At 34.6% G+C, this 23,784-nt stretch carries 23 protein-coding genes and 1 pseudogene; 18 read left to right on the top strand and 6 right to left on the bottom strand.

Annotated elements, in window-relative coordinates:
* The first annotated feature begins 172 nt into the window (after window positions 1-172).
* From BM211_RS10065 to BM211_RS10025, 10 genes and pseudogenes are all read left to right on the top strand, one after another.
* Entirely contained in the window at window positions 173-1,165 is a 993-nt protein-coding gene (locus BM211_RS10065; protein ID WP_090996761.1) for an ABC transporter ATP-binding protein, read from the top strand.
* Entirely contained in the window at window positions 1,143-2,168 is a 1,026-nt protein-coding gene (locus BM211_RS10060) for an ABC transporter substrate-binding protein (RefSeq protein WP_090996758.1), read from the top strand. The genes BM211_RS10065 and BM211_RS10060 overlap by 23 nt, the downstream gene beginning before the upstream one ends.
* Window positions 2,169-2,182: 14 nt before the next feature.
* Window positions 2,183-3,856, top strand: a complete 1,674-nt coding sequence (locus BM211_RS25890) for an ABC transporter permease (RefSeq protein WP_141771618.1) — start codon at window positions 2,183-2,185, stop codon at window positions 3,854-3,856.
* A complete protein-coding gene (locus BM211_RS25885; protein ID WP_141771617.1) occupies window positions 3,853-5,106 on the top strand; it encodes an MBL fold metallo-hydrolase in 1,254 nt (417 codons plus the stop codon). The genes BM211_RS25890 and BM211_RS25885 overlap by 4 nt, the downstream gene beginning before the upstream one ends.
* A gap of 22 nt (window positions 5,107-5,128) precedes the next feature.
* A pseudogene (locus BM211_RS10050) lies at window positions 5,129-5,970 on the top strand (hypothetical protein); the annotation flags it as partial.
* 317 nt (window positions 5,971-6,287) lie between these two features.
* On the top strand, window positions 6,288-7,340 hold the full coding sequence (locus BM211_RS10045; protein ID WP_090996755.1) for a P1 family peptidase: 1,053 nt from the start codon (window positions 6,288-6,290) through the stop codon (window positions 7,338-7,340).
* 34 nt (window positions 7,341-7,374) lie between these two features.
* The gene (locus BM211_RS10040) at window positions 7,375-7,722 is read left to right on the top strand and encodes an NIPSNAP family protein (protein WP_090996752.1); all 348 of its coding nucleotides are present in this window, start codon (window positions 7,375-7,377) and stop codon (window positions 7,720-7,722) included.
* Window positions 7,723-7,787: 65 nt separating this feature from the next.
* Window positions 7,788-8,258, top strand: coding sequence for an HIT family protein (locus tag BM211_RS10035; RefSeq protein WP_090996749.1), 471 nt, complete (start codon window positions 7,788-7,790; stop codon window positions 8,256-8,258).
* The gene (locus BM211_RS10030; protein WP_090996746.1) at window positions 8,236-9,075 is read left to right on the top strand and encodes a PP2C family serine/threonine-protein phosphatase; all 840 of its coding nucleotides are present in this window, start codon (window positions 8,236-8,238) and stop codon (window positions 9,073-9,075) included. The genes BM211_RS10035 and BM211_RS10030 overlap by 23 nt, the downstream gene beginning before the upstream one ends.
* 30 nt (window positions 9,076-9,105) lie before the next feature.
* Window positions 9,106-9,672, top strand: coding sequence for a GNAT family N-acetyltransferase (locus tag BM211_RS10025; RefSeq protein WP_090996744.1), 567 nt, complete (start codon window positions 9,106-9,108; stop codon window positions 9,670-9,672).
* A 111-nt stretch (window positions 9,673-9,783) separates the two neighbouring features.
* On the opposite strand, the gene BM211_RS10020 is transcribed toward BM211_RS10025, so the two are convergent.
* The 4 genes from BM211_RS10020 to BM211_RS10005 form a co-directional block, all read right to left on the bottom strand.
* Window positions 9,784-10,602: a sensor histidine kinase gene (locus tag BM211_RS10020; protein WP_256217061.1), complete on the bottom strand. Its 819-nt coding sequence runs from the start codon at window positions 10,600-10,602 to the stop codon at window positions 9,784-9,786.
* Window positions 10,603-10,769: 167 nt separating this feature from the next.
* Window positions 10,770-11,573, bottom strand: coding sequence for an ABC transporter permease (locus tag BM211_RS10015; RefSeq protein WP_177206910.1), 804 nt, complete (start codon window positions 11,571-11,573; stop codon window positions 10,770-10,772).
* Entirely contained in the window at window positions 11,566-12,489 is a 924-nt protein-coding gene (locus tag BM211_RS10010) for an ABC transporter ATP-binding protein (RefSeq protein WP_090996739.1), read from the bottom strand. The genes BM211_RS10015 and BM211_RS10010 overlap by 8 nt, the downstream gene beginning before the upstream one ends.
* Window positions 12,490-12,625: 136 nt before the next feature.
* Window positions 12,626-13,315: a response regulator transcription factor gene (locus BM211_RS10005; RefSeq protein WP_035432132.1), complete on the bottom strand. Its 690-nt coding sequence runs from the start codon at window positions 13,313-13,315 to the stop codon at window positions 12,626-12,628.
* 645 nt (window positions 13,316-13,960) lie between these two features.
* On the opposite strand from BM211_RS10005, the gene BM211_RS10000 reads away from it, so the two are divergent.
* From BM211_RS10000 to BM211_RS09990, 3 genes are all read left to right on the top strand, one after another.
* The gene (locus BM211_RS10000) at window positions 13,961-15,151 is read left to right on the top strand and encodes a DUF2515 domain-containing protein (RefSeq protein ID WP_090996736.1); all 1,191 of its coding nucleotides are present in this window, start codon (window positions 13,961-13,963) and stop codon (window positions 15,149-15,151) included.
* Window positions 15,117-15,524: a CBO0543 family protein gene (locus tag BM211_RS09995; RefSeq protein ID WP_090996733.1), complete on the top strand. Its 408-nt coding sequence runs from the start codon at window positions 15,117-15,119 to the stop codon at window positions 15,522-15,524. The genes BM211_RS10000 and BM211_RS09995 overlap by 35 nt, the downstream gene beginning before the upstream one ends.
* 497 nt (window positions 15,525-16,021) lie before the next feature.
* Window positions 16,022-17,830 (top strand): GMC family oxidoreductase, encoded by a 1,809-nt coding sequence (locus BM211_RS09990; protein ID WP_090996730.1) that lies wholly within the window; start codon window positions 16,022-16,024, stop codon window positions 17,828-17,830.
* Between the two features lie 391 nt (window positions 17,831-18,221).
* On the opposite strand, the gene BM211_RS09985 is transcribed toward BM211_RS09990, so the two are convergent.
* The gene (locus BM211_RS09985) at window positions 18,222-18,947 is read right to left on the bottom strand and encodes an MBL fold metallo-hydrolase (RefSeq protein ID WP_035432129.1); all 726 of its coding nucleotides are present in this window, start codon (window positions 18,945-18,947) and stop codon (window positions 18,222-18,224) included.
* Window positions 18,948-19,170: 223 nt separating this feature from the next.
* Between BM211_RS09985 and BM211_RS09980 the strand changes: the two genes are divergently transcribed.
* From BM211_RS09980 to BM211_RS09960, 5 genes are all read left to right on the top strand, one after another.
* On the top strand, window positions 19,171-19,977 hold the full coding sequence (locus BM211_RS09980) for a Cof-type HAD-IIB family hydrolase (RefSeq protein WP_035432127.1): 807 nt from the start codon (window positions 19,171-19,173) through the stop codon (window positions 19,975-19,977).
* Between the two features lie 228 nt (window positions 19,978-20,205).
* A complete protein-coding gene (locus tag BM211_RS09975; protein WP_231559694.1) occupies window positions 20,206-20,877 on the top strand; it encodes a TetR/AcrR family transcriptional regulator in 672 nt (223 codons plus the stop codon).
* A 13-nt stretch (window positions 20,878-20,890) separates the two neighbouring features.
* Window positions 20,891-21,775: an ABC transporter ATP-binding protein gene (locus tag BM211_RS09970; RefSeq protein ID WP_035432123.1), complete on the top strand. Its 885-nt coding sequence runs from the start codon at window positions 20,891-20,893 to the stop codon at window positions 21,773-21,775.
* A 6-nt stretch (window positions 21,776-21,781) separates the two neighbouring features.
* Complete coding sequence (locus BM211_RS09965; protein ID WP_035432122.1) at window positions 21,782-22,573, top strand: ABC transporter permease subunit; 792 nt, start codon at window positions 21,782-21,784, stop codon at window positions 22,571-22,573.
* A 45-nt stretch (window positions 22,574-22,618) separates the two neighbouring features.
* Window positions 22,619-23,416, top strand: a complete 798-nt coding sequence (locus BM211_RS09960) for an ABC transporter permease subunit (RefSeq protein WP_090996728.1) — start codon at window positions 22,619-22,621, stop codon at window positions 23,414-23,416.
* Between the two features lie 53 nt (window positions 23,417-23,469).
* Here the strand turns inward: BM211_RS09960 and BM211_RS09955 are convergent.
* A partial coding sequence (locus BM211_RS09955; RefSeq protein WP_141771581.1) for an IS3 family transposase occupies window positions 23,470-23,784 on the bottom strand: 315 nt, incomplete at its 5' end.

The following is a 23,784-nucleotide window of genomic DNA, read 5'->3' as shown; positions in this document are numbered from 1 at the left end:
AAATAAACAGTTGTTTATAGTTTTTTTAACTCAATCTTTACGAAGGATTAACATTGTATATAATCTTCTTAGTTAAAATGAAAGAAAGTTCCAAAAAGTGTAATTTATAGAATTGAAATTGTTTATTTGAACTTTCAATGTCATAAAAGTGGAATAAAAAGAGGGTGGGGAAATGGATATTTGTATTCGTGGATTAGAAAAAACATATGGAACAACTCAAGTATTGAAACCACTTGATATTGTAATGAAACATGGTCAATTCACAACATTACTTGGACCATCAGGATGTGGTAAGACAACACTGCTCAGAATGATTGCGGGACTGGAGGAACCAGATGGAGGAGAAATTTACTTTGGAGATAAATGTGTATATTCTTCTTTTCAAAAAGTAAAAATATCTCCTCATAAACGAAGAATTGGTATGGTTTTTCAAGATTTTGCTTTATGGCCCCATATGACAGTATTTGAAAATGTCGCATTTGGCTTGCGAGCTTCCAAACAAACTGAACGCTTACAAGAAAACGTGATGGATGCGATTAAACGTGTTCGATTAGAAGGATTAGAAAAAAGATATCCTCATGAGTTATCGGGTGGACAACAACAACGGGTCGCTTTTGCAAGGGCGATTGTGACAAAACCCCATTTTATTTTATTCGATGAACCGCTAAGTGCTTTGGATGCAATTTTACGAGAGGAAATGAGATGGGAGCTCATGGACATTGTACAATCAATCGGATTAACGGCATTATATGTAACTCATGATCAGACAGAAGCGATGTCGATGTCCAATCAAGTTATCGTAATGAAACAGGGGGAAGTACTGCAAAAGGGAAGACCGGAAGAAATTTATGAACGACCTTCTCATGAATTCGTTGCTCAGTTTGTTGGGAAAACAAACTGGCTTGTAAAGAATAAACAAATGATTCGTCCAGAACATATTAGTTGGACGAAAAGCGATGTATGTCAATCATATTTAGGGCAAATCAAACATGTTACATATCTTGGCGGACATTATGAAGTAAAAGTAGACATGGGGCATCTTGGGATATGGACTGCCTATCACAACACGAAGTTAAGTATCGGAAAAGCGGTGTCATTATATGTACCGTTAAATCGTATTCATACAATTGGAGGGGAAACACATGAAACAAGTCAGTTGGCATAAGTTTGTAGTCATATGCACATTACTCATTACCATTTTAATGACTGGATGTAACACGAAAACGAACAGTACCAATGCAAAAGGCAAGAAGAACAATGAAAAGAAAATTGTTGTGTATAGCGCAGGTCCAAAAGAATTGGCAGAAAAAATTCAAAAAGAATTCGAGAAAAAAACAGGAATAAAAGTAGAAATGTTTCAAGGAACAACTGGAAAGATTTTAGCGAGGATAGAAGCAGAAAAGAAGAAGCCAGTTGTTGATGTTGTTGTCTTAGCATCTTTACCAGCGATGGAAGGATTAAAAAAGGATGGACAAACAATGGCGTATAAAGATGCGAAACAAGTAAATCAACTTCGTCCAGAATGGTCTGATGAAAATGGACATTATTTTGGATATAGTGCCTCAGCACTAGGTATTGTTTATAATACAAAAAATGTAAAAACAGCGCCTAGTGATTGGACTGACGTGACGAAGAGTGAGTGGGAAGGAAAAGTAAATATCCCAGATCCAACTTTATCAGGTTCAGCGCTCGATTTTGTAACAGGTTATGTAAAAAAGAATGGAGAAGCTGGATGGAATTTATTTGAACAAATTAAGAAAAACAAAGCTACAGTATCAGGTGCAAATCAAGAGGCATTAGACCCAGTTATAACAGGTGCAAAGGATATAGTCTTAGCTGGTGTAGATTATATGGTTTATAGTGCAAAAGAAAAAGGTGAACCAATAGACATTGTATATCCAAAAAGCGGAACAGTTATCAGCCCGCGTGTAGCTGGGATTATGAAAGATGCTAAAAATGTGGAATCTGCTAAGCAATTTATTGATTATTTATTGTCTGATGAAGCACAAAAGCTTGTTTCAGATGCTTATTTGTTACCGGGTAGAAAGGATCTGAAAGCTGGGAAACGGCCAAATACAGACGAAATTCCAACAATCCAAATTGATTGGAAAACAATCCAAAAAGAACAAGAAGAGGACAGTAAAAAATTTAAAAAAATGTTCCAGTAAGATGGTGAATGTATATGTTAAGTCGAATGATATCAGTTAAACAACTGGGAATGGCGATTGCGTTGCTACTTGTGACAATGTTAATTGTCATTCCGATTGTCCTTATCTTATTGTCTAGTGTATATGAAGATGGTGTATGGAATCTTTTGAAACCATTCGAAGTGATTGGTAGTGGCGGATTAGTAGAAGTCTTTATGAATTCTATGCTTCTTGGTGTGCTTGTTGTGATGGAAGCAACACTATTTGCACTGCCACTTGCGTTTATTATGAGTAAAACAGAAATAGGAAAGTATCGTAAACTTGACATTATTTTTATGATTCCATTTATGACACCTCCTTATATTGGATCGATGGGTTGGATTTTGTTTATGCAACCTAATGGATACTTTGAGCAGTTCTTTCCATCTTTGAAAACAGTGTCAGCTTCCTTTTTTAGTTTAGGTGGTATGGTTCTCATTATGAGTTTGCACTTATTTCCATTCTTATACTTTATGTTAAAAAATACGTTACTTCAAATTGGCAGCAGTAAAGAGGAAGCTGCTGCTGTTCATGGGGGGAATTTTGCATATTGGTTAAGGAAGATTGTCTTTCCATTACTGTTATCAAGTTATGCGATGGGAGCGCTCCTTATTTTTGTAAAAACGATCGCGGAATTTGGAACACCAGCAACCTTTGGGAAAAGAATCGGTTTTCACGTATTAACATCAGAGATTCATAAATTCATATCAAGCTGGCCTATTGATTTCGGAAGTGCGACAGCCTTATCTTCTTTATTATTAAGCGCTTGTATGGTGATTTGGTACATACAAAATGTGCTAAGTCAAAAGTATTCCTATTCAATGGTAAGCGGGAAAGGAGTAAGGTCCAAAACGTACGCTCTTTCTCGTACTTCTCGCATTTTAGCATGGGGATATGTTGTATGTTTACTCGTCGTTGCAATCGGTATACCATATTTTTCAATTTTGATTGCCTCTTTCTCCAAATTGAGAGGCGGGGGCTTACACTTTGATAATTTCTCCCTAGTTCATTATAAAGCATTATTTGCAAATGGATCTCCAGGAATGAAAGCGTTATGGAATAGTTTCATCTTTTCGTTTATAACAGCATTTATAGCAACAATTATCGGTGTATTTTTAGCACTCATAATTCGAAAGGGAAAGAAAGTATCAGAAAAATTTATTGATATTTGCGGTATTTTACCCAATACAGTTCCGAGTATTGTTATGGTTGTAGGGCTCATTTTATTTTGGAACGCACCATTTATGCCGCTTCCAATTTATAATACATCGGTTATGGTTATCGTTACATATGTTGTACTCTTTTTACCATACACGGTGCAATATGTGAAAGCTTCATTAGGACAAATTGATGATTCGCTTCTATATGCTGGAAATATATTTTCTGGAAGCCCATTATATATATTTCGGAAGATTATCATGCCACTTATTGTTCCGGGTATTCTTGCTGGGTGGGCCATGACATTTATTATTTCGATACGAGAATTGGTCGCATCACTTCTTGTAGTACCACCATCTGTGGAAACATCAGCAACATTTATTTTTGCCCAGTTTGAACAAGGTAATGTTTCGGTAGGCATGGCTATGGCTGTCGCTTCAGTAGGGCTAACTACACTTTGTTTGTTACTTCTTCAATATTTACAAGAAAAAAAGAAAGGAATAAGTTCATGAGAGTGAAAGTGTGGGGAGGAGCTGGAGAATATGGACGGTCCTGCTACTTTATAGAGAATAAAGCGGAAACGCTTCTGTTTGATTGTGGCATTCATCGCTCTTGTACAGATTGTTATCCCAAAATAGAAAAAGAAACCATCCCATTTTTACAAGCAGTTTTCATATCCCATATTCACGAAGATCATACAATGGGGCTTCCGCTTTTAACTAAATATGGATATAAGAAAAAAATTTGGATCACTAGTTATACACTGCAGCAGCTCCCATTATATTTTGAAAAATGGAAAAGCTACAATAAAGAAAAAGGAGAAGACTTACCATATAATCAATATGATATAGAAAATTTAGATTATATATGTATTGATCAAATGAGTCGCCCAAATGAGTGGATTGATGTTACATCTAGCTTACGTTTTCAATGGGGATATAGTGGGCATGTGTTAGGGGCTGTGTGGTTTTTAGTGGATATGAACGGAGCGTATGTTTTTTATTCTGGAGACTATACACCAGAATCATGTTTATTACGAGCTGATTTACCTACGAATTTAAAAAAATCTATAAAATTAGCGATTCTGGACGCTGGATATCATACAGATTGTACGTCTCAGAAGGAACGAATTTTCCAGCTATTTGATGAAATAGACGAAACATTAAGAAAGAATGGTACAGTTTTATTACCCGTTCCTCCATTAGGCAGAGCTCAAGATTTATTAATGCTCTTACAAAAACGATATCATGAGATCCCTATACTCGTAGATAGCGAAATAAAAAATGGTTTAGAAAAAATGAAACAATATACAGAATGGCTAAAAGAAAATGTGTTTCCCAAAAAAGATACAGAGGTACGGAATATATTCCTAATAAACGGAAGGATAAAACTGCAAAAGAATAATTGTGCACAAATCATTCTTATACGGGATGCAAATATGCAGACAGATGATGCGAAGATTTTGTACAAACAATTAAAAACGGACAATCGTAATACCATTATTTTTACAGGGAATATCGCAAAAGGAAGTTTCGCAGAAAAAATAAAAAATGGACGAGGACTTAATACTCAATATATTCCATATAAAGTTCACCAAGGCATAGAAGAAGTTAAGGGAATGCTTCAAAATATATCGCCCCAATATACTTTACTCGTTCATGCATCTAAAAACGATACTGATCAATTACAACAGAAATTAATGGAATGTGGATTTAAACACATCTATTCGGCTACTTTAGCTGAAGAAATAAGTTTTAAATAATATAAGGGGGAGGATTTTGTGAAAAAGCTTATTTGTATTTGTATCAGTTTCTTTTCTTTATATTTATATGGCATGAACGGAGTAGGGGCAGCAAGTGTAATGGAGCCAAATTTTGAAGTAAAGCTACTATTAAAACCGGAACAAGTAATAAACGATAAAGGAAAATTAAACAAATCTGTACTAGAATATTTTCAAGCTAGTTCAAGTTCGGAAAAGATAAATGTACAATTTTTAGATACGAATGAAAAAGATTTATATGATGCAGGGTGGACAGCAAGGATTCGGAAGAAAGAGTCAGAACAAGACTTCGAACTAACATATAAGAAAAGATATCCAATTCAAAATGATGATATTCAAGAGGCATTAGTACTAGCAAAAAAGGTAGGCTTTGACCAAAAATCTAATAACTATGAAGCGCAAATTGATTGGGGATTTGAAAAGAAAACATTAAGCATTTCTAATAAAAAGAGTCACCAAGCAAAAGGATATGGTCTGCTTCAGTTACCAGGGGAAAAGGAAGCAAGGAAAATGATGATTGATAAGCTTCCAGACAAAATGAATAATTGGCTATATAAAAATTGGGCTAAAAATATATTGAATCAATCTCATATTTTTGGACCTGTGTTAGTTGATCGATATCAAGGAAAATATAATAAATTGAATACAGATATAGAAGTTTGGCCGCTAGATCATACCGGAAATAAAGAAGAGGATTATATTGTTGAAGTCTCTTTTAAAGTTAATGATGAAAAAACAGCTAGGAAACAAAGGGAATTATTTATTCAAGCCTTGCAAAAGCAAGGTTGGTTGTTACCGAAGGATAGTTTGAAAACAGAACTTATTTTGAAAGGAAAATCTATGTAGATTTATTGATTATCGTGAAGGGGATAAAATGATCCTAGCAATGTTGTTGTGCAGTTATTATCTCTAGCAGCAGAAGAGGCAAAAGTGAATGGTGTTGCAGACGGAATTATCAGTTAATTTTTTAAAAAGAGGTTGTTGAATATAACGCTCAATAACCTCTTTTTTGTGTTTATCATGTATTAACAGACAGTAAAATTCCATCATTAGAAGTTTTGCTCTATAAACAATTGAATTTTCCTAATTAATGGAATAGAATGAAAATATTATATATTCTTCGTTACTAATATATAAAATACATATTATTTAAGGGGTCTACAATGCAAAGAAAAAGACTAAGAGATTTAGATATTCATATCGGAAAATTAAAACCAGGAATATGTAATGCGATTACAGATGTAGAAGGTGTAATCGTCGGTCACAAAACGATTTTAGATAAGGATGTTTGTTCCGGACTTACCGTTATTCTACCTAACAACGGGAATCTAGCTGGATCGCATTTTCCAGCAGGCTTTTTTTCTTTTAATGGAACGGGTGAATTCACAGGAAGTCATTGGATTGATGAAACAGGTACTTTAGTAACTCCGATTGTTTTCACTGGCAGTCATTTACTTGGATTAGCACATCATTTTCTTTCGCGTGCTACAAGAAGAATTGAAAATTTAGAACCTTTCTCAAATGGAATAGTAGCAGAGACGTGGGATGGATGGTTAAGTGATTTAGAAAAAACATCCATGACATACGAAGATTTAGAAGAAGCAATCCTTCATGCTAAATCTGGCGTAATCGAAGAAGGAAATGTTGGCGGCGGTACAGGAATGATTTGTTTTGAATTTAAAGGCGGTATCGGTACTTCTTCTCGCATTATTGAATGTGAATCTGGGACTTACACAGTCGGTGCTCTTGTACAAACCAATTTTGGTAGAAGAGAAGATTTTATTATGAATCATAAACCCGTTGGCAGTATATTAAATGAAATGGAAGTGGCATTACCGTGGAGTACCCCGGAAAATGCAGGTTCTCTTCTCGTTACAGTAGCAACGGATGCACCGTTATTACCTTCACAATGTGAAAGGATATCAAAAAGAGCATCGCTAGCAATGGCTAAATTAGGCGGTATCGGAGAAGAAGGAAGCGGGGATTTCTTCCTTACTTTTTCAACGGGGAATTGCTATTCTTACGATAATGAAACACCTTATCCTATCAATATGTTTCCATCAGAACAGTTAGATTTTATTTTTGAAGCGGCGATTGAATCTGTTCAAGAAGCAATTGTTAATTCTATGTGTATGGCAGAAACGATAACTGGACAAAAAGAGAGACAAGTACATGCATTGCCGTTAGAGCGGTTAGTAGAAATTTTAAAATCTTAAATTGGCAATGTATTGTCATCGACAGGGGGGCTTTATGTTTTATAGAAGAAAGTTTTATATTGTAAAAAGCGAGTTTGTCGAGATTTTTAACAGGCATTTTAATGAAACAAATTTACCGAATCAACTGAAATATGGTTCACGGCTTATAGGTCGATGGATGAAGGATAATGGTGATGATACCATAGAAATTTTCGCTATATGGGAATATGACAGTTACGAGGATTATGTAGAAATTGAATCCAAAATTAGAAGTGACGAGGCTCATCTTAAACGTATTGAAGACTGGTACGAAAAAAATGGCGGGAGAGACCATGTGTTAAAGGGATATATATTGGAAATGAGAAACGAAGCTTTAGAATCAACTGTAATGGGCAATGTGTAACATATGAACAGGGAAGTACCTTTAGATGTATACGTTTTTCTATTTTAAAAATGGGAGGTACATGTATGTTTTCTCATGATCAAAACTGTTTTATTTGTCAGAAACACGAAGGTAGGATATCCGTACCAGGCGATGTCATTTATGAAGATGACTTTGTCTATGTTGGACATGTTTATTGGGAAGAAGAGGAAACATATTTAGGCTATCTGATGATCGATACGAAAAGACATATACCAGGATTAGCGGAAATGAGTGAAAAGGAAGCGCAAGCATTCGGGCTCATTGTTAGTAAAGTGAGCCGGGCTTTAAAAAAATGCGAAGATGCGGAACATATTTATGCATTTGTATCTGGAAATGGCGTACCACATATGCATATGCATCTTATCCCGCGTTATCCGAACACACCGCAAGAGTTTTGGTCTCCAGCAAAAATTGCAACTTGGCCAGGGGCGCCTCTAGGAAGAGAAAAAGAAATCGAACAATTATGCGAAAGGATCAAAATGTATTTGGTGAATGAATATGAATATAACGGATAAAGTTCTGCAATTTTCATGGGTAGGGAATGAAGAGATGTGTATCGATCAAGTGAAAATTGATCAATGCGGCGATGTAATCATCGGGAGATATGGCGGAAACAAAACTGCTGGTGCTAAAAAGAACGAAGACGGGGCATTAGTATGGGCACATAACGACTGGGAACTCGCTATGATTCTAGATGCTCATTATAGTGCGGAAAGTACAGCATTATTAGTACAAACGATGCAAAATGAGTTTTCTAATCTAAAAATCTTGTTAGATGAACCGATAGAAACGATATTTAAATCTGTGGAAAGACATATATTATCTATTTTTTCATCTGAATCATTTCAACAATCTTGTCAGCGGATAAAAGGAGAGACGGCTTGTTTAATTTGTGTACGAAAAGCAAACTATCTCTGGTGGTTATCCGTTGGGGATTGTTTAGTATATCTTTTGCATGATGAATTGCATAAATTAGGTCAGTACACTCTGAATCAACGAAACTTCTATGAATGGATTGGCTTTATCAATACATTTTCATTACCAGTTCCTTGTTATTCATCTGGAGTTCGAGAGTTGCGAACAGGGCATAACCGTATTGTAATGGTAACAGATGGTCTATTAGAATGCGGGGAACAATATTACGAAAAACCATTCAATTTATATACAGATCTCTATGCAGATAAAAAGAACATACAACTAGCTAATTGTATCGAAACAGTATTACAGCATGTACATCAGCAGCATGGGAGAGATAGTGCGACGATTATAAGTTGGGATTATATAAATTCTTTACCATCTACTTATCCAAGCGATCAAATATTTCAAAAGTAAAGCTTAATACTTATAAAGAAGGGGAGTAACATGGATCTTGAAATAGCTTTTGAAGAATTTCCGATTTTGGAATCTACGAATTTAGTATTAAAGAAGATTGAAGATGTTCATTTACAGGACGTATATGCAATCTATAGTAACGATAAAGTATTTGAATACTGCGGAATTATCCCGAAACATAATTTGAAGACGGTAAGTAAAATGATTCAACACTTTGAGAGAGACTACAACAAACAAAGTAGAATTAAGTGGGGGATTTTTCAAAAGAATAATAGTGATACATTGGTTGGAATTATTGAAGCGATGGATTTTAATCGAAAGGTAAATATGGTCACAATCGGATACTTTTTAGCGGAAGAATACTGGGGAAAAGGGATTGCATCTGAAGCAGTTTATGCAGTTGTAAAGTTTTTATTCGAGGATGTCCATATAAATAGAATACAAGCTGAGGTTATGCCGGAAAATGACATATCAAAGAAGGTACTTTTAAAGAACGGATTCACAAAAGAAGGAGTATTAAGACAAGCTACTTTATGGTCTGGGAAGGGAATTGTTGATTTAGAAATATATAGTGTTCTTCAAGAAGATTATAAATGATATAGACAAATTTATAATACCTCGGCAAAACAAGTAAAAGATCTTCGTTAATGAAGATCTTTTTTTACATTAAATAACAACAATATAAAGTTTCACTTTATAAATTACCGTTTAATCTTGAACTTTCCACCTACATATCATATGAAGTCGCCCTTCTTTTAATTCTGCTTGAAGAGACCCACCCATTTTTAACATCAGAGTTTTCGCAATAGATAAACCTAATCCAGTCCCTTTTTCAGATCGATGATGATTGATCGTATAAAATCGGTCAAAAAGCAAAGGTATGTCTTGTTGACTTACATTTGCAACGTCATTACTAATCATGAATATGACTGATGAAGTTTCCCTTTTTAGGGTGATTGATATATTTCCACTAGCATGATTAAGTGCATTGTTAATAAGATTTTCCATGACACGTTTAATTGCCGCTTCATCATCCATTATTTGTATTTCCTCGCGCTGTATACAAATCGTTGGTTCCATTTTCTTCTTGTTAAATTGATCATAAAAACCAACTAAGATCTCCCATGTTAAATGGTTCATTTTTACTAATTGAGGGCTTAAGTGATAATCATTAGAATCTATGACAGACAGTTCGAAAAAATCATTTATTAAAGTTTGTAAACGTTTCGTTTTATTTTTTACAATAGCTAAATAATGTTCTCTTTCTTCCGTGGTAATTCCACGCAATTCTAAAAATTGAATATACCCTATAATGGACGTAAGTGGCGTTCTTAAATCATGGGATATGTTAGAGATAGCTTGTTTTAATTCATTTTCGGTACGTGCTTTATCAATGTTTGCTTGTGCTATATGTTCAATTAAATGATTGATTTCAAAAGCAAGTTCTTCAATATTCTTATCTATTAGTTGTATATCTAATTTATGGTTGCTTCTTTGATTAGCATAGTTTTTAAGTGTACTTGTCATACTCCGTAACTCTTTTTTTATTAAAAATAAACGTGTGAGAAAAATTACTGCCAGTATGATAGATAGAATCGTTATAAAAAGCATTATGAAAAGCAATTTTCCTCACCTACTACCTTAATTATTTTATCCCGCATTAACGTGCAGTAAGCCCCCCACTGATGGAAGTTTCACTTTATTTCTTTCTTTTTGAAGGCTATACTTCCTAAAAGAAAAAATACGAGAGCCGTACCGATTGCAGTTAGGATAGATTTCATTATATTAATGCTTAGATTTCCTATTTCATACAGTTGGTAGAATACTGTATATTGATATAATTTGCTTACAATGGAAAAAGATTGTCCTAAAAGTAAACTACCAAAATAAACAAATAATATAACCCCTATTGAAATAATAATAGCTTTACCGCTCTCTTCCACTACAATTGCAACAAACAAGATAATGGAAGAAAATGCAATGAGTTGTAAAAGATATAAACAAACCGTTTTCATGATATAAATGAATATAGAATGGTCGGATACTTTCCAAAAACCAAATAGTATAGTAGAACCTACTGTAGCAATAGTTGGCCAAATGCAGCAAATAATAGTGATACCCAAGGCATAGGTAATGAATTTTGCAATAAATATTTGCATCCTGTTATTTCCACTTAAAGCAGTGTTCTTCATTACTCCTGTTGCATAATCATTAGAGATGAAAAAACCCGCCAACGTACTCATAATTAGTGTTAGAGAGAACGGATTCTGAAACAGTGTTATCATTAATATTTCTGATCCAGAAGTTTTAAGTGCGGGCCCCTTATCTGGTCCACCTATAAAAAGCCCCTTGCCAATGATAAGGTAGATGATTCCTTTTGAGGCCAAATACAATAAGGTTGTATAGCCGATCCCTCCTATAGAGAGTAAAACAATTAGTGTCCAAAATACCTTATTTCTTCTTAGTTTAAACAACTCTGCTTGGATTAAATTATTCACGATCCTCACCACCAATTAACTTTGTAAAGTAATTTTCTAATGTGTCACCCATTAGAGCAAATTGTTCAATGGTAAGGCCGTTCATTGATAAAACTTTAGATACTTTTGCTGAAGTATCTATATGTTCATACAACTTAATTGTATCATCTGGCATGACTTCAAAATTTGTTGTTTCAAGCTTTGATTCAATGATTACGGCAGCTTGCTGGGGGCTATCAACCTTAATATGAATATATTTTCTACACTTGTCGTTCATTTCCCTGGATGATAGTTGTTCTAACAATTTCCCTTTGTGAATAATGCCATAATGAGTAGCTAATTGATGGAGCTCATTCAAAATGTGACTAGAAATTAAAATGGTTAGTCCTTTTTCTTTATTTAGTCTTTTTAGAAGTTCCCTAAGTTCAATAATACCAGTTGGATCTAATCCATTGGTTGGTTCATCTAAAATTAAAAACTCTGGTTCACCAAGTAAGGCTATAGCTAAACCTAGTCGTTGTTTCATACCTAAGGAAAAGTTTTTAGTCTTTTTCTTTCCAGTATGTTGGAGGCCAACCAATTCCAGTGTCTTCTTTATACACTCTTTTCCAGGAATGCCCTTTTGCAAGCGGTGTACCTCTAAATTTTGAAACGCAGTCATTTGTGGATAGAGGGCAGGAGATTCAATGATGGCTCCTACACGTTTTAGCGCTTTCGTCATTTCTTTCTGATCACTGATCCCAAATAATTCTACTGTTCCATTTGTGGGAAAGGAAAGCCCCGTTGCTAAACGAAGGAATGTTGATTTACCGGCGCCATTTTGTCCAATAAATCCATAAATTTCACCTTTTCTAACGGTAAGATTGACATCTTTAATGGCAAAATCCCCCTGATATTTTTTAGAAAGATTACGAGTCTTTAACACAAACTCATTCATAGCGTAATGTACCGCCTTTCTTATAGGATAATTCTAGTATAGGGAGGAACACATAAGAAATAATAAAGAAATCCCTTAAGAAAGACTTAAGTTTTTTATGACAAAGACAGATGTATGTTTAAGTGAAAATCCAACTTTATTTCAATCGATATCCCATACCCCAAATCGTTTCAATATATTCTCCATCTGGATTAGCCTCCAGTAGTTTCTTTCTTAAATGACTCAAATGAACATTAATCGCATTGTCATCCCCTAAAAATTCCTCTCCCCATACATTTTCAAATAGGTTCATTTTTGTAAAGACCTTTTTAGGATAAGACATGAGGAGTTCTAAAATGGCATATTCTTTAGCTGTTAAAGAGAGTAATGAATGATTAACATATACAGTCTTCGTATCCATGTCTAAATAAATATCTTTATATTGTAAACGGTTAGTGAACATAGGTTCTTTTAAACGATTGTATCTTCGTAAGTGTGAGTCAATTCTTGCAGAAACCTCTTCAATATCAAAAGGCTTAGTGATAAAATCGTCGGCTCCCCCTCGTAAAGCTGATATTTTTGTTTGTAGCTCTCCTTTAGCTGAAATAATAATTACAGGTGTTTGCTTTGTGTCACTTATTTTTTCTAATATCCTTTCCCCATCCATACCTGGGAGCATTAAATCCAAGAGTATTAATTGCCAATCTTGTTTTTCAATATAAATAACTGCTTCAGTTCCGGAGAAAACAGGTTGGGGGGAATATCCATTTTTCCTAATAATATTGCATAGTAATTGATTAATCTCATTGTCATCTTCAACTACTAAAATATGTGTTTTTTTAGCCATACCTTCACCCCTTTAGTTGGTGGAATATCTTTTTATCTGCCCTTACATATCTAAAGATTCTCTCTTTCAACCTTTATCCCGCATTAACGGACAGTAAGACCCCCACCTCAAGATTGAGAGAGAAGCGAAGAAGATAGGTGGAGGATAACTGTCCGTAAAAGCCCGATTGGTTCAACTAATAATCAGTGGGGGATGAGGAACCCCCACTGATTAAAGTTTCACTTTATAATATTGACTCTTTTTCCATTCGCTGAATAAACCTCTGCAACTATATATTTTCTCCTGGTAATCGTATCACTTAAATAAATAAATTTTCTTTCGCCACTCCTTTCACATCCGGATTTTCTTTTGCATATTCTTCACATACCTAACTTTGGATTTATAAAATATAACACCTAAGAAAATTCAGAAAAGTAAAAAATACCCTCTTACAGATATACTACCGAAGAGGATATTTTTTATCAAACTTTATTTCAAAACTACATGAAACAAACAGCAAACCCAAAAATAATCTTAGCCTTAGGATGAAAATTATATTTTACTCCATTGGTTTAATAGTGATAATAATAAGAAACAATCATCATTTATTCTCCACGTTTGTAATAAAATGATACAAGAACATTCATGTTAACGGGAGGATGAGGAATGCACCAAAACGATCGGAAAAAGAAATGGAACGACTTTTCCAAACCAATGCCGCATTCTCTTTTAGATGTAAAAAATGAACTACAGAAAAAATGCGAAAACAAACAGCTTCCCGTTAAAACATGGAAGTTAACAGAAGAAGAAACAATGCTAATTCATAAAATTAAAGAACAAACAATTGGGCACAACAAAAATAACGTGACGCGAACGCACGCTTATTATCGTTTTTACCTTCGATACCCAGAAATACAATGGGCATTGCTTGGACATATGGTATCGCGTAATGGCGGTTGGAATATGACCGATTTAAAAGGGGAGTTATATACTAGACTATTGTCAGAGAAAGATCAACTCACCTTCTTTTCTTTTTTAGAACGAGGTAACTGGTTAATCTTCAAGGATGTATATCCGCAATTTTTGTTGTACGAACAAAGTGTAAAAAGATCAAAAAATTTATTCTATCTTCTACCCTTTTTTCATGTATCAACGTTTATGGAAACGATATGGAACTATTTTTGGAGAACAGGTGACCGCTATACATTAGCCATTGCCACCGTCATTAATGAACAAAGCTATTTAGAAAAAAGGGTTATTCAAAATGAACATTTTAAAAAGACTGTACTGAATAGTATTGTATTCAAACTTTACGATTTTTTCCGCTTTAATCATATTCTCTTTCCATTTTATAAAGATGAGACTAAACAAAAAACACTGCTATTCGGTGATACGATGAAACATTTTACCTCTCTCCATGAACGAATTCTACTTGGAAAACGATTATACTCACTATTATTTCGCCGCGAGAACATCTTACAAAGGGTAATAAACTGGACTCATGATCATCCACATACTGGCTCAAGAAAAGACTACTGGCCGCATTTGTTTTATGATGTAAACGAATCATTCTCTCGTGCCTTTTATGAGCGCAGAATAAAAAACTGCCAATTAAGAAAAGGTGCGAATCGCTTATATAGCCCACGATTAATATACGCATGGAAAGACCTTAATCATGAAGAAGCGGAAAGTGAAGACTGGTTTGAAGACTGGCGCATTATGGATTATTTAATCGATAAGGGAGAAAGTACAGATGGAAGGATTTATAACGAATACTGCAAAACGCTTGAAAAAATTGAGCTTGCCATCTTGGTCAAAAAAAATGTCTTGCTCCGAGAAGAAGCAGGGGAGGAATAACCTGAAAGCTATTGTAGCCACGATCATTGTCTCTTGTTTAATCGGAACATATTTAGACTTACTATTTGTCCATAAACAAATGTATGCCTTTCCAGTGAGACCCTTCCCGCATATATTTACAATTAATATCGCATTTACGTTATTCATATTACCTACTTCTACTGCTCTTTTTGTGTGGATTATGAAAATGTTACCTACATTTTCAAAAATCATATTTATCATTTTGATTGGACTTTGTATGAGTATTTCTGAACGGTTTGCGGAGCAGCTAGGATGGTTTATTCATAGCGAAGCATGGCATCATTCATATTCCTTTTTTGGATATATGATTTTCCTGCTTTTTATATGGAAGTTTTATCGTTGGTTTCAATAACAGGAAATTGCGTTAAAGAGATCTAAAAAATAAACAAATAGATTGTTCGGAATCCTGTATTGAAATTTAAATAAGATTTATCATATCTGGCGAGAAGACCCCTACCTCAAGCGTGCAACGGTAGGTGGGGGTAGTTCAATTTCAATAACGCGCATTATGTTGATTTTACATGTATAAAGGATACATAAAAAAACGCTGATTTTTTATCATCAGCGTTTTTTTATATAATTTTTCAGCATATCCGACACACAACCTGAACACTGAAAGCCGCGCCACTGCAGCGATATATAAAATCCTGCATATTTCAGAATGTCCGAGAATCAGAAAAATCCTTGATACAAAAGGATTTTTGAAAGTAGGTAATTTTAATAATGATATATTATGTTAACTGAAAATGTATAGAGCTTATATTTTTGGGTAAATAAAGACAATAGCACAAGAAAACATGCTCTTTTTACATTTAATATACTAAATACAAAAAAGGAGCTTGATTATTCATGCCATTAAAAAATAGAGGCTTCTTTATTCCTGTGGCATTTCCTATTCAGATTCCAGAACTCATTCCAGAACCTATTTCAGAACCTATACAACCGACCGAGCAGACCGGATTTGATTATATCGTGATTGGTGCCGGAACTGCCGGAGGAGTAATCGCCAAAGAATTAACGGATGACAAAAGTACTTCTGTATTAGTGCTTGATGCAGGAGCAAATATGACGAATGAGCTAAGCAGTGCTTCCATTACAGATGCAATTCATTTAGCCAGCGATAATAAGTTTACATTTAATGTTACTTCTAATCTAGAGAAAATCATTGAACGCCCGCTTTTTTCACAAAATGGTCGGGGAATTGGGGGAAGCTCAAATATTAATAACATGTATGCAGTGCGCGGGAGTAAAGAACTTTATGATAAATGGGGAGAACTTGTTGGTGATCAATGGAGTTACAACAAGATTCGTTCCTTATTTATGAAAAATGAGACCTATATAGGGGGAACACAATGCTCTAACGAGAGGGGAACGGAAGGTCCTATTTTTGTTAGACAGCAACTTATTCCTCCTCATGGGCTGATAGAAACCTTGACTAACGCAACCGCAAAGGTTTTGGGTATCGACATTGTTGAGGACTATAATACAGGTGTAAGAGATTGTACATTTTACAAATCACAATATACCCAACAGGAAAAAAATAGTCAATTTGTTCGTTCATCGACAGCAACAGGATATTTAAATGACAATATTGTTAGTCAAGGAGACCCGTTTCGTCCAGATGGGTTTGGAGTTGATGGAAGAAAGTTGGTTATTTTAGCTGAAACAACTGTTAATAAAATCTTATTTAAAGAAATTCAGGGACTGAACATTGCGGTTGGTGTTGAATTTGTCAAGAACGGTATTTCACAAAGAAGGTTTGCAAGAAAAGGCGTTATCGTCTCTGCAGGATTTTCTTCCTCAGTCATTCTACAACGTTCAGGAATCGGCAGATCGTGCGATTTGGCTAAAGCAGGTATATCAACATTAATAGAGAGTCCAAATGTGGGTTACAATCTACAAACTCATGCTTATGTTGGACTGGGAGTTAGAGTGGAGACATCTCAACTTGTATCGATATTATCGGCTGATCCTGACCAGCCTATTGCCCTAGGTGCTTTTAAAGCAGAGAATTCAGCGAGTCTGGAGGGTCGTCGTCTCCAAATGTTAGGGGCCCCCGTACCTTTATTTCTTCCTATTCAAGAGGTGATCAGTAATGGTTGGAATTTTGATGGATCCAGTGATACCAATATCATGAGTTTCGGCATTTTAGATCTTAACCCGAAAAGTAAGGGTACGATTATGGCAGCACATAGCAATCTTGAAGCTCCTCCATCGCTTACTTTCAATCCGTTGCAAAATCGTGATGATCTAGATTTTCTTGTAGATCAATATATCAATACTTACAATATTATTCAGCATGCTCGAACTCTTAATAACGGCATAGGTGAGGTTGTATACCCTCCGGAAAATATCTTCAAGACAGGCACACGAAAGCAACTTGAGAATTATGTTAGGGCGTCTTATTCGAACTTCTTTCATTTTGGAGGGCAATGTAAGATGGGAAGGACGATTCAAGAAGGAGTAGTAGATGGATTCCTCAACGTCTTTGGTACAAAAAATCTTAAAGTTGCTGATCTTTCCGTTTCGCCTATTTTACCAGATGGAAACACTTCCATCGCTGCTCAGATGATTGGTTTAAATGCGGTACGATTTATCCGTGAGGATCCTCACCCTTACGTAGTAGATGATAAAGAATTTGAGGATTATCAGGAATAGCACACACATTTTAATGTTTTTATACGCTAAGAGATTCTCAAAATTCGATGTTAGAGGGAGAAGGAACAATCGTGCCATAAAGTGCAAAATAACTTACAGAAAATGCAGTAATGAATTTTCGATATTCCATAAGATACAAAAGGATTAGTGATAAAGGCCCATGGAGGCATGACAGGATTTGTAGTACAAGATCTGATATAACTGTTCCTAAACGGTCTTTATGTTTTGTGGTGTAACAGGATTATGAATCGTAGCAAAAGAAAAGGAAGTTTAAATGAAAAGCGAACGCCTCTTTAGTTGAATCTTAAAGAGGCGTTCGCTATATAAAACATTTATTTTACTAATTTTTTAAGTATAATAAGTCACACATCTTATACTTAATTATCGAGTTTTATATCTCAACTTGCTCTACAAGATTATGAATTTGTTCTTTTGGAGTATTCATACATACGCCTCCGTGATAACAAATGACCGATTCGATATCAAAATTTAAATATTTTTGCAGAGAAGCAAGGGCTGTATTCATGTCTAACGTTGTTCTCTGAACAGGTCCTTGTAAAGAACCGTCTGTACATATCATCGCATCACCAGCAACAAGAGTTTTGCTTTTCTTTACATACAGGCTAACATGTCCCGGAGTATGTCCTGGTGTATGAATCACTTGAATGCCTCCGCAATACGGAAGTTCTTGTCCATCTTCTAAAATCTGATTTACATTACATTTAGGAGGGTTCGTATATAACAATTGCATTTCTTTCGGAAGAGATGCCCATGCTTCTTTATCCATACGCTCAGGGTCTGTTTTTATAAGTGGGAATTTTCCCTCGATATATGGTTTATCAAGCTCGTGTGCATACACATCAATTTGCTTAGAGGATGCTTGTAGTATTTCTGGAAGGCTTCCGATATGGTCTATATCTTGATGTGTTACAATGACTGCCTTTAATTTTTCAAAAGGAACTCCTAGATTATTCATTGCAGTACGTATATGTTCTAACTGACCAGGCATACCGGTATCAATCAAAACAGCTTCTTCATCATTCCAGATAAGTGTAGGATGTAAGACGAAACCTTGTATGTTTAATTCAAGTGCAGCAACTCCATTTGAAATCTTCATTGATTAAGCCTCCTTAGGAAATGTGTTTGTATAGTAGTTAACTACTACATATGATAATTTACCACGCCTTACGATTCTGATCAACAAATAAAATAATAATCATAACATAAATAAAATTTTTTGTCAAGTTTTTGTTTGTTTTTATGATTAAGTTTAAACAAAGAGGATTTCCGAACTATATATAGAATATGAAAAAGATATTTTCAAACAAGGAGATGCTCACATGGACCTTATATCGAATGTTAAAGGAATTGTTTTAGACTTAGATGGTACACTACTAAATTCACAAAAAGAAATTTCTAATAGAAACTTACAAGCTATCCTCGAATGTTATAGACAAGGAATAACTGTTATTTTCGCGACTGCAAGACCCCCGCGTTCAGTAAAAGACTTTCTTCCTTGGGAACTTCAAGAAATGGGACCGATTGTGTATTACAACGGCGCTTTAATCATTGATTATACATCAGAGTACAGACAACATTATCCAGTTGAATCAGCTATCAAAAATGAAATTATTGAATATGTAATTACTCATCATTCAGGTGCTTGTCTTTCTATCGAATCTGAAGATACATGGTATAGCAACAAGACGCTAGATTATAGTAAAGCTATGAATGCAATTGTAAATCCAATTGTAGTTTCGTTAGATGAATTGAAAGAAATTAAAGCTTCGAAATTATTAATCACACAATATCCATATTACGAAAAATTACAAAAGCAATTTGAACATAAAGTAAACACTGTATGTACTGATTCGGGAACTTTAATTCAAATTATGGCCAAAGGTGTTTCTAAAAAACAAGCTATAATGGATCTTTGTGTTCAAATTCAGTTAAATATAAACAACATAATGGCATTTGGTGATGATTGGAACGATTTAGATCTTTTCCACGCCTGCGGTTTCCCAATCGCTATGGAAAATGCAATACCTGAACTAAAAGAAATTGCATATTTCGTTACAAAGTCCAATGATGAAGACGGAGTAGCACAAGTATTAGAAAGGTTAATTTGTACCGGCAATAATGCTTAATATGATTAAACTTTTTATAAAAGAAGAATGAAATTAAAAATACTAAGAGTGTGTGTGAAGCAGTTTTTTTAAACACGCTCTTTTTTTGTTCATTCATTAAGGTTATGAGTATAAATTTGATCAAATACTATTTTAAAACTACAAATTCTAAAAATTCATTTTTTTGTAAAAATACAACTTGAACACTATTGACCGCTGTGGTCAACAGGGGTACAATGTGATTGACTGATGTGGTCAATTGCAATTTTTAGAATGAAAGAAAAGAGGGTTTCTCCAATGTATTCAAAATTTTTGAACCTGGATCAGGACAAACAAGACCGCATAATAAATGCAGCGATGAAGGAATTTGCCCAGAAAGGATATGATAAGGCGTCGACTAATGAAATCGTTAAAGAAGCGGGGATATCAAAGGGTTTGTTATTCCATTATTTTCAAAATAAAAAACAATTATATATATTCTTATATGAACATATGATCGATACTCTACTGAAAAAAATAACAGAAAAGATAAATTGGGATGAAAAAGACATTTTTGCCCGCTATCGACAAATCTCATTGCTGAAAATCGAAATATATAAAATTTATCCAGAAATGTTGAACTTTGCTAAGTCGGCTTATACAGATTCTTCCTCCGCAATAAAAATTGATATAAACTGCAAGGCGAAAGAAATACTCGAACGATCCTATAATCAATTATTTTCTGATATTGACTTTTCTAAATTTAAAAAAGGAATTGATATAAAAAAGGCGATCAACATTATTAATTGGACAATAGAAGGGTTCGCCTATCAAGTGCAAGAAAAAGCATTGTCACTATCCTTGGATCAAATCGATATCGAGGGGACAATGGCCGAAATGGAAGAATACTTAGAAATACTAAGAATTTCTTTATATGAATAAGGAGGTATTAAAAATGAACGTAATAGAAATTAAAAATCTAACTAAAACTTATGGCAAGGTAAGAGGAATATCCGATATTAGTTTTAATGTTGAACAAGGTGAAATTTTCGGTTTTATTGGGCCTAATGGTGCCGGGAAGTCAACAACGATTCGTACATTATTATCGATTATTTACCCCACAAGTGGCAGCGCCACAATTTTTGGGAAAGACTGTATTCAATTTGCTCCAGAAATAAAAAAGGAAATTGGCTATTTACCATCAGAAATTTTTTATTATGACAATATGAAAGTAAAGGACCTTTTAAAATACTCAGCCAGCTTTTATAAAAAGGATTGCAGTAAGAGAATCAAAGAGTTAGCAGAAATTATGGATTTGGATTTAAATAAAAAAATTGATGACCTTTCTTTAGGAAACAAAAAGAAGGTTGGGATTGTTCAAGGGCTACTCCATGAACCTAAACTTATTATTTTAGATGAACCGACGAGCGGGCTCGATCCATTAATGCAGCAAAAATTCTTTGAACTATTAGAGGAAGAGAATAAAAAAGGTGCTACGATTTTATTTTCGTCGCACATCCTCAGTGAGGTTCAAAGATTATGTAATCGTGTTGCCATTATTAAAGAAGGTAAAATCGTAACGGTAGAAAAGATTAGCACGTTACAAGAAAATAACTATAAAAAATTTAAAATTGAGACGAAATCAGCTCTAGACAAGAATTACTTCCAAATCGACGGGGTCAATAAATTAGAAGTTAACAATAACGTAACCAGCTTTATATTTAAAGGAAATATCAATACGGTGATGAAAAAAATCGCTGAAATTGAAATTGCGAATCTGTGGATCGAAGAACCGGACCTTGAGGAGATCTTTATACATTATTACGAAAAGGAGGCTTAAGAAACGATGAATATCTTTATGCATGAATTGAAGGCTTATCGAAAGTCTACGATTATATGGTCGCTATCGTTAATTGTGATCATTGCTATTTATATGTCGATGTACTCTTCATTTGCTAAGGATGCAGAGGATTTCATGAAAATATTAGAAAATTATCCAGAGGCGATAAGAAATGCACTTGGGTTTAATCAAGAAAATTTCTTTACGATTCTAGGGTTCTATAGCTTCCCATTATCATTTATTACTCTTTGCGCAGCAATCCAGGCCATGAATCTCGGTATTTCCATTGTTAACAAGGAAGTACGTGAAAAAACAGCGGATTTTTTGCTAACGAAGCCTGTTACTCGTACTAAAATTTTGACAGCAAAGTTATTGGCAGCGCTAGTTTCGATTGTCATGACGAATATCGTTTATTTCGCTGCAGCTAGCTTTATAGCATTACAAGTTAAGACTGATGATTTTAGCTTGAAAATTTTCTTTTTGCTTTCGCTTACAATTTTTTTCACGCAGCTAATATTCCTTTCTTTAGGAATTATCATTTCCGTTATGGTCCAAAAAATCAAATCTGTGTTGACCGTCTCGCTTGCTACTGTCTTTGCTTTTTATTTTGTGGGAATGTTCAGTGATAGTGATGAAGTAAAACGTTATTTTTCACCGTTTAAATATTTCGACACTTCCTATATCATTAAACATTCTAGCTATGAAGCAACATTTTTAATTGTTGGTGCAGTTATTATTATTCTTGCCATTGCGACTAGTTATGTTGTCTATATCAAGAAGGATATCCATTCTGTTTAAGAATGATAGCTTTACTTACGGAAAGCTAAATGGAGGGGTTCGGTCATGAATATATTTATAAAAGAATTGAAATCTCATCGGAAATCGCTCATATTTTGGAGCATCGGTGTCTTCCTAATGGTGGCATCAGGAATGACTAAATATGAAGCGTATTCGTCATCGGGCCAATCGATAAATGATTTGATGGCAGATATTCCAAAGTCGCTGCGGGCTGTATTAGGTTTTAGTGATTTAGACTTAACGAAGGCCAGCGGTTACTATGGTATGCTTTTTCTCTATTTATTATTAATGGCAACTATTCATGCGGTAATGATCGGAGCAACCATAATTGCCAAAGAAGAACGGGATAAAACATCTGAGTTTTTATTCGTAAAACCAGTATCTAGAAGTAAAGTTATTACAGCAAAGTTAATGGCAGCATTCACAAATATCGTGATCTTTAATCTCGTAACATTCGTTTCTTCTATTATCCTTTTAGGGAAATATAGCAATGGTGAAGAGGTTAATAGTGAAATCGCCATCTTAATGGCGGCAATGTTTATTTTGCAGGTCTTGTTCATGGTTATTGGCAGCGCACTCGCTGCTGTAAAAAAGAAACCAAAAACGGCTGCATCAGTATCTACTGGAATCCTATTACTTATGTATATGTTATCAATCATTATCGACTTAAATGAGAACATTAAAGGCTTAAGATATTTTACACCCTTTAAATATTTCGAAGCGAAAAATGTCATGTATGGCGGTGGTTTAGATGTGATTTTTGTAGTAATTTCACTAGTATTGATTCTATCACTTTTGATCGTAACCTATGTTTATTATAAAAAAAGAGACTTGAATGTTTAGTAAAAAGACCGTAACTATGGTCTTATCCCTGTCAAGTAGACAATATAAAAAAACTATGCAGCTAGTGCGTGTCTAAACTCAATCGGCGCACGCTGATTGAGTTTAGATTGAAATCGTTGATAATTATAATAGTAAATATAATCTTCAACGGCTTGTCTTAATTCACTTTCCGATTTACACTGGTATAGATACAACTTCTCTGTCTTGAGGTGCGAAAAGAAGGATTCTACACAGGCGTTATCTAGGCAGTTTCCTTTGCGAGAGTGGCTGCCTTTTATGCCATATGCTTCTAATCGCTTGTTGTATGCATAAGACGTATACTGATAGCCTTGATCCGAATGGAGAACGGCTTCAGCTACGTCTTTTTT

Source organism: Bacillus sp. 491mf (genome assembly GCF_900112415.1).
Lineage (GTDB): Bacteria > Bacillota > Bacilli > Bacillales > Bacillaceae_G > Bacillus_A.
The sequence above is the reverse complement of the archived record's forward strand: the minus strand, read 5'-3'. Positions and strand labels throughout refer to the sequence as shown.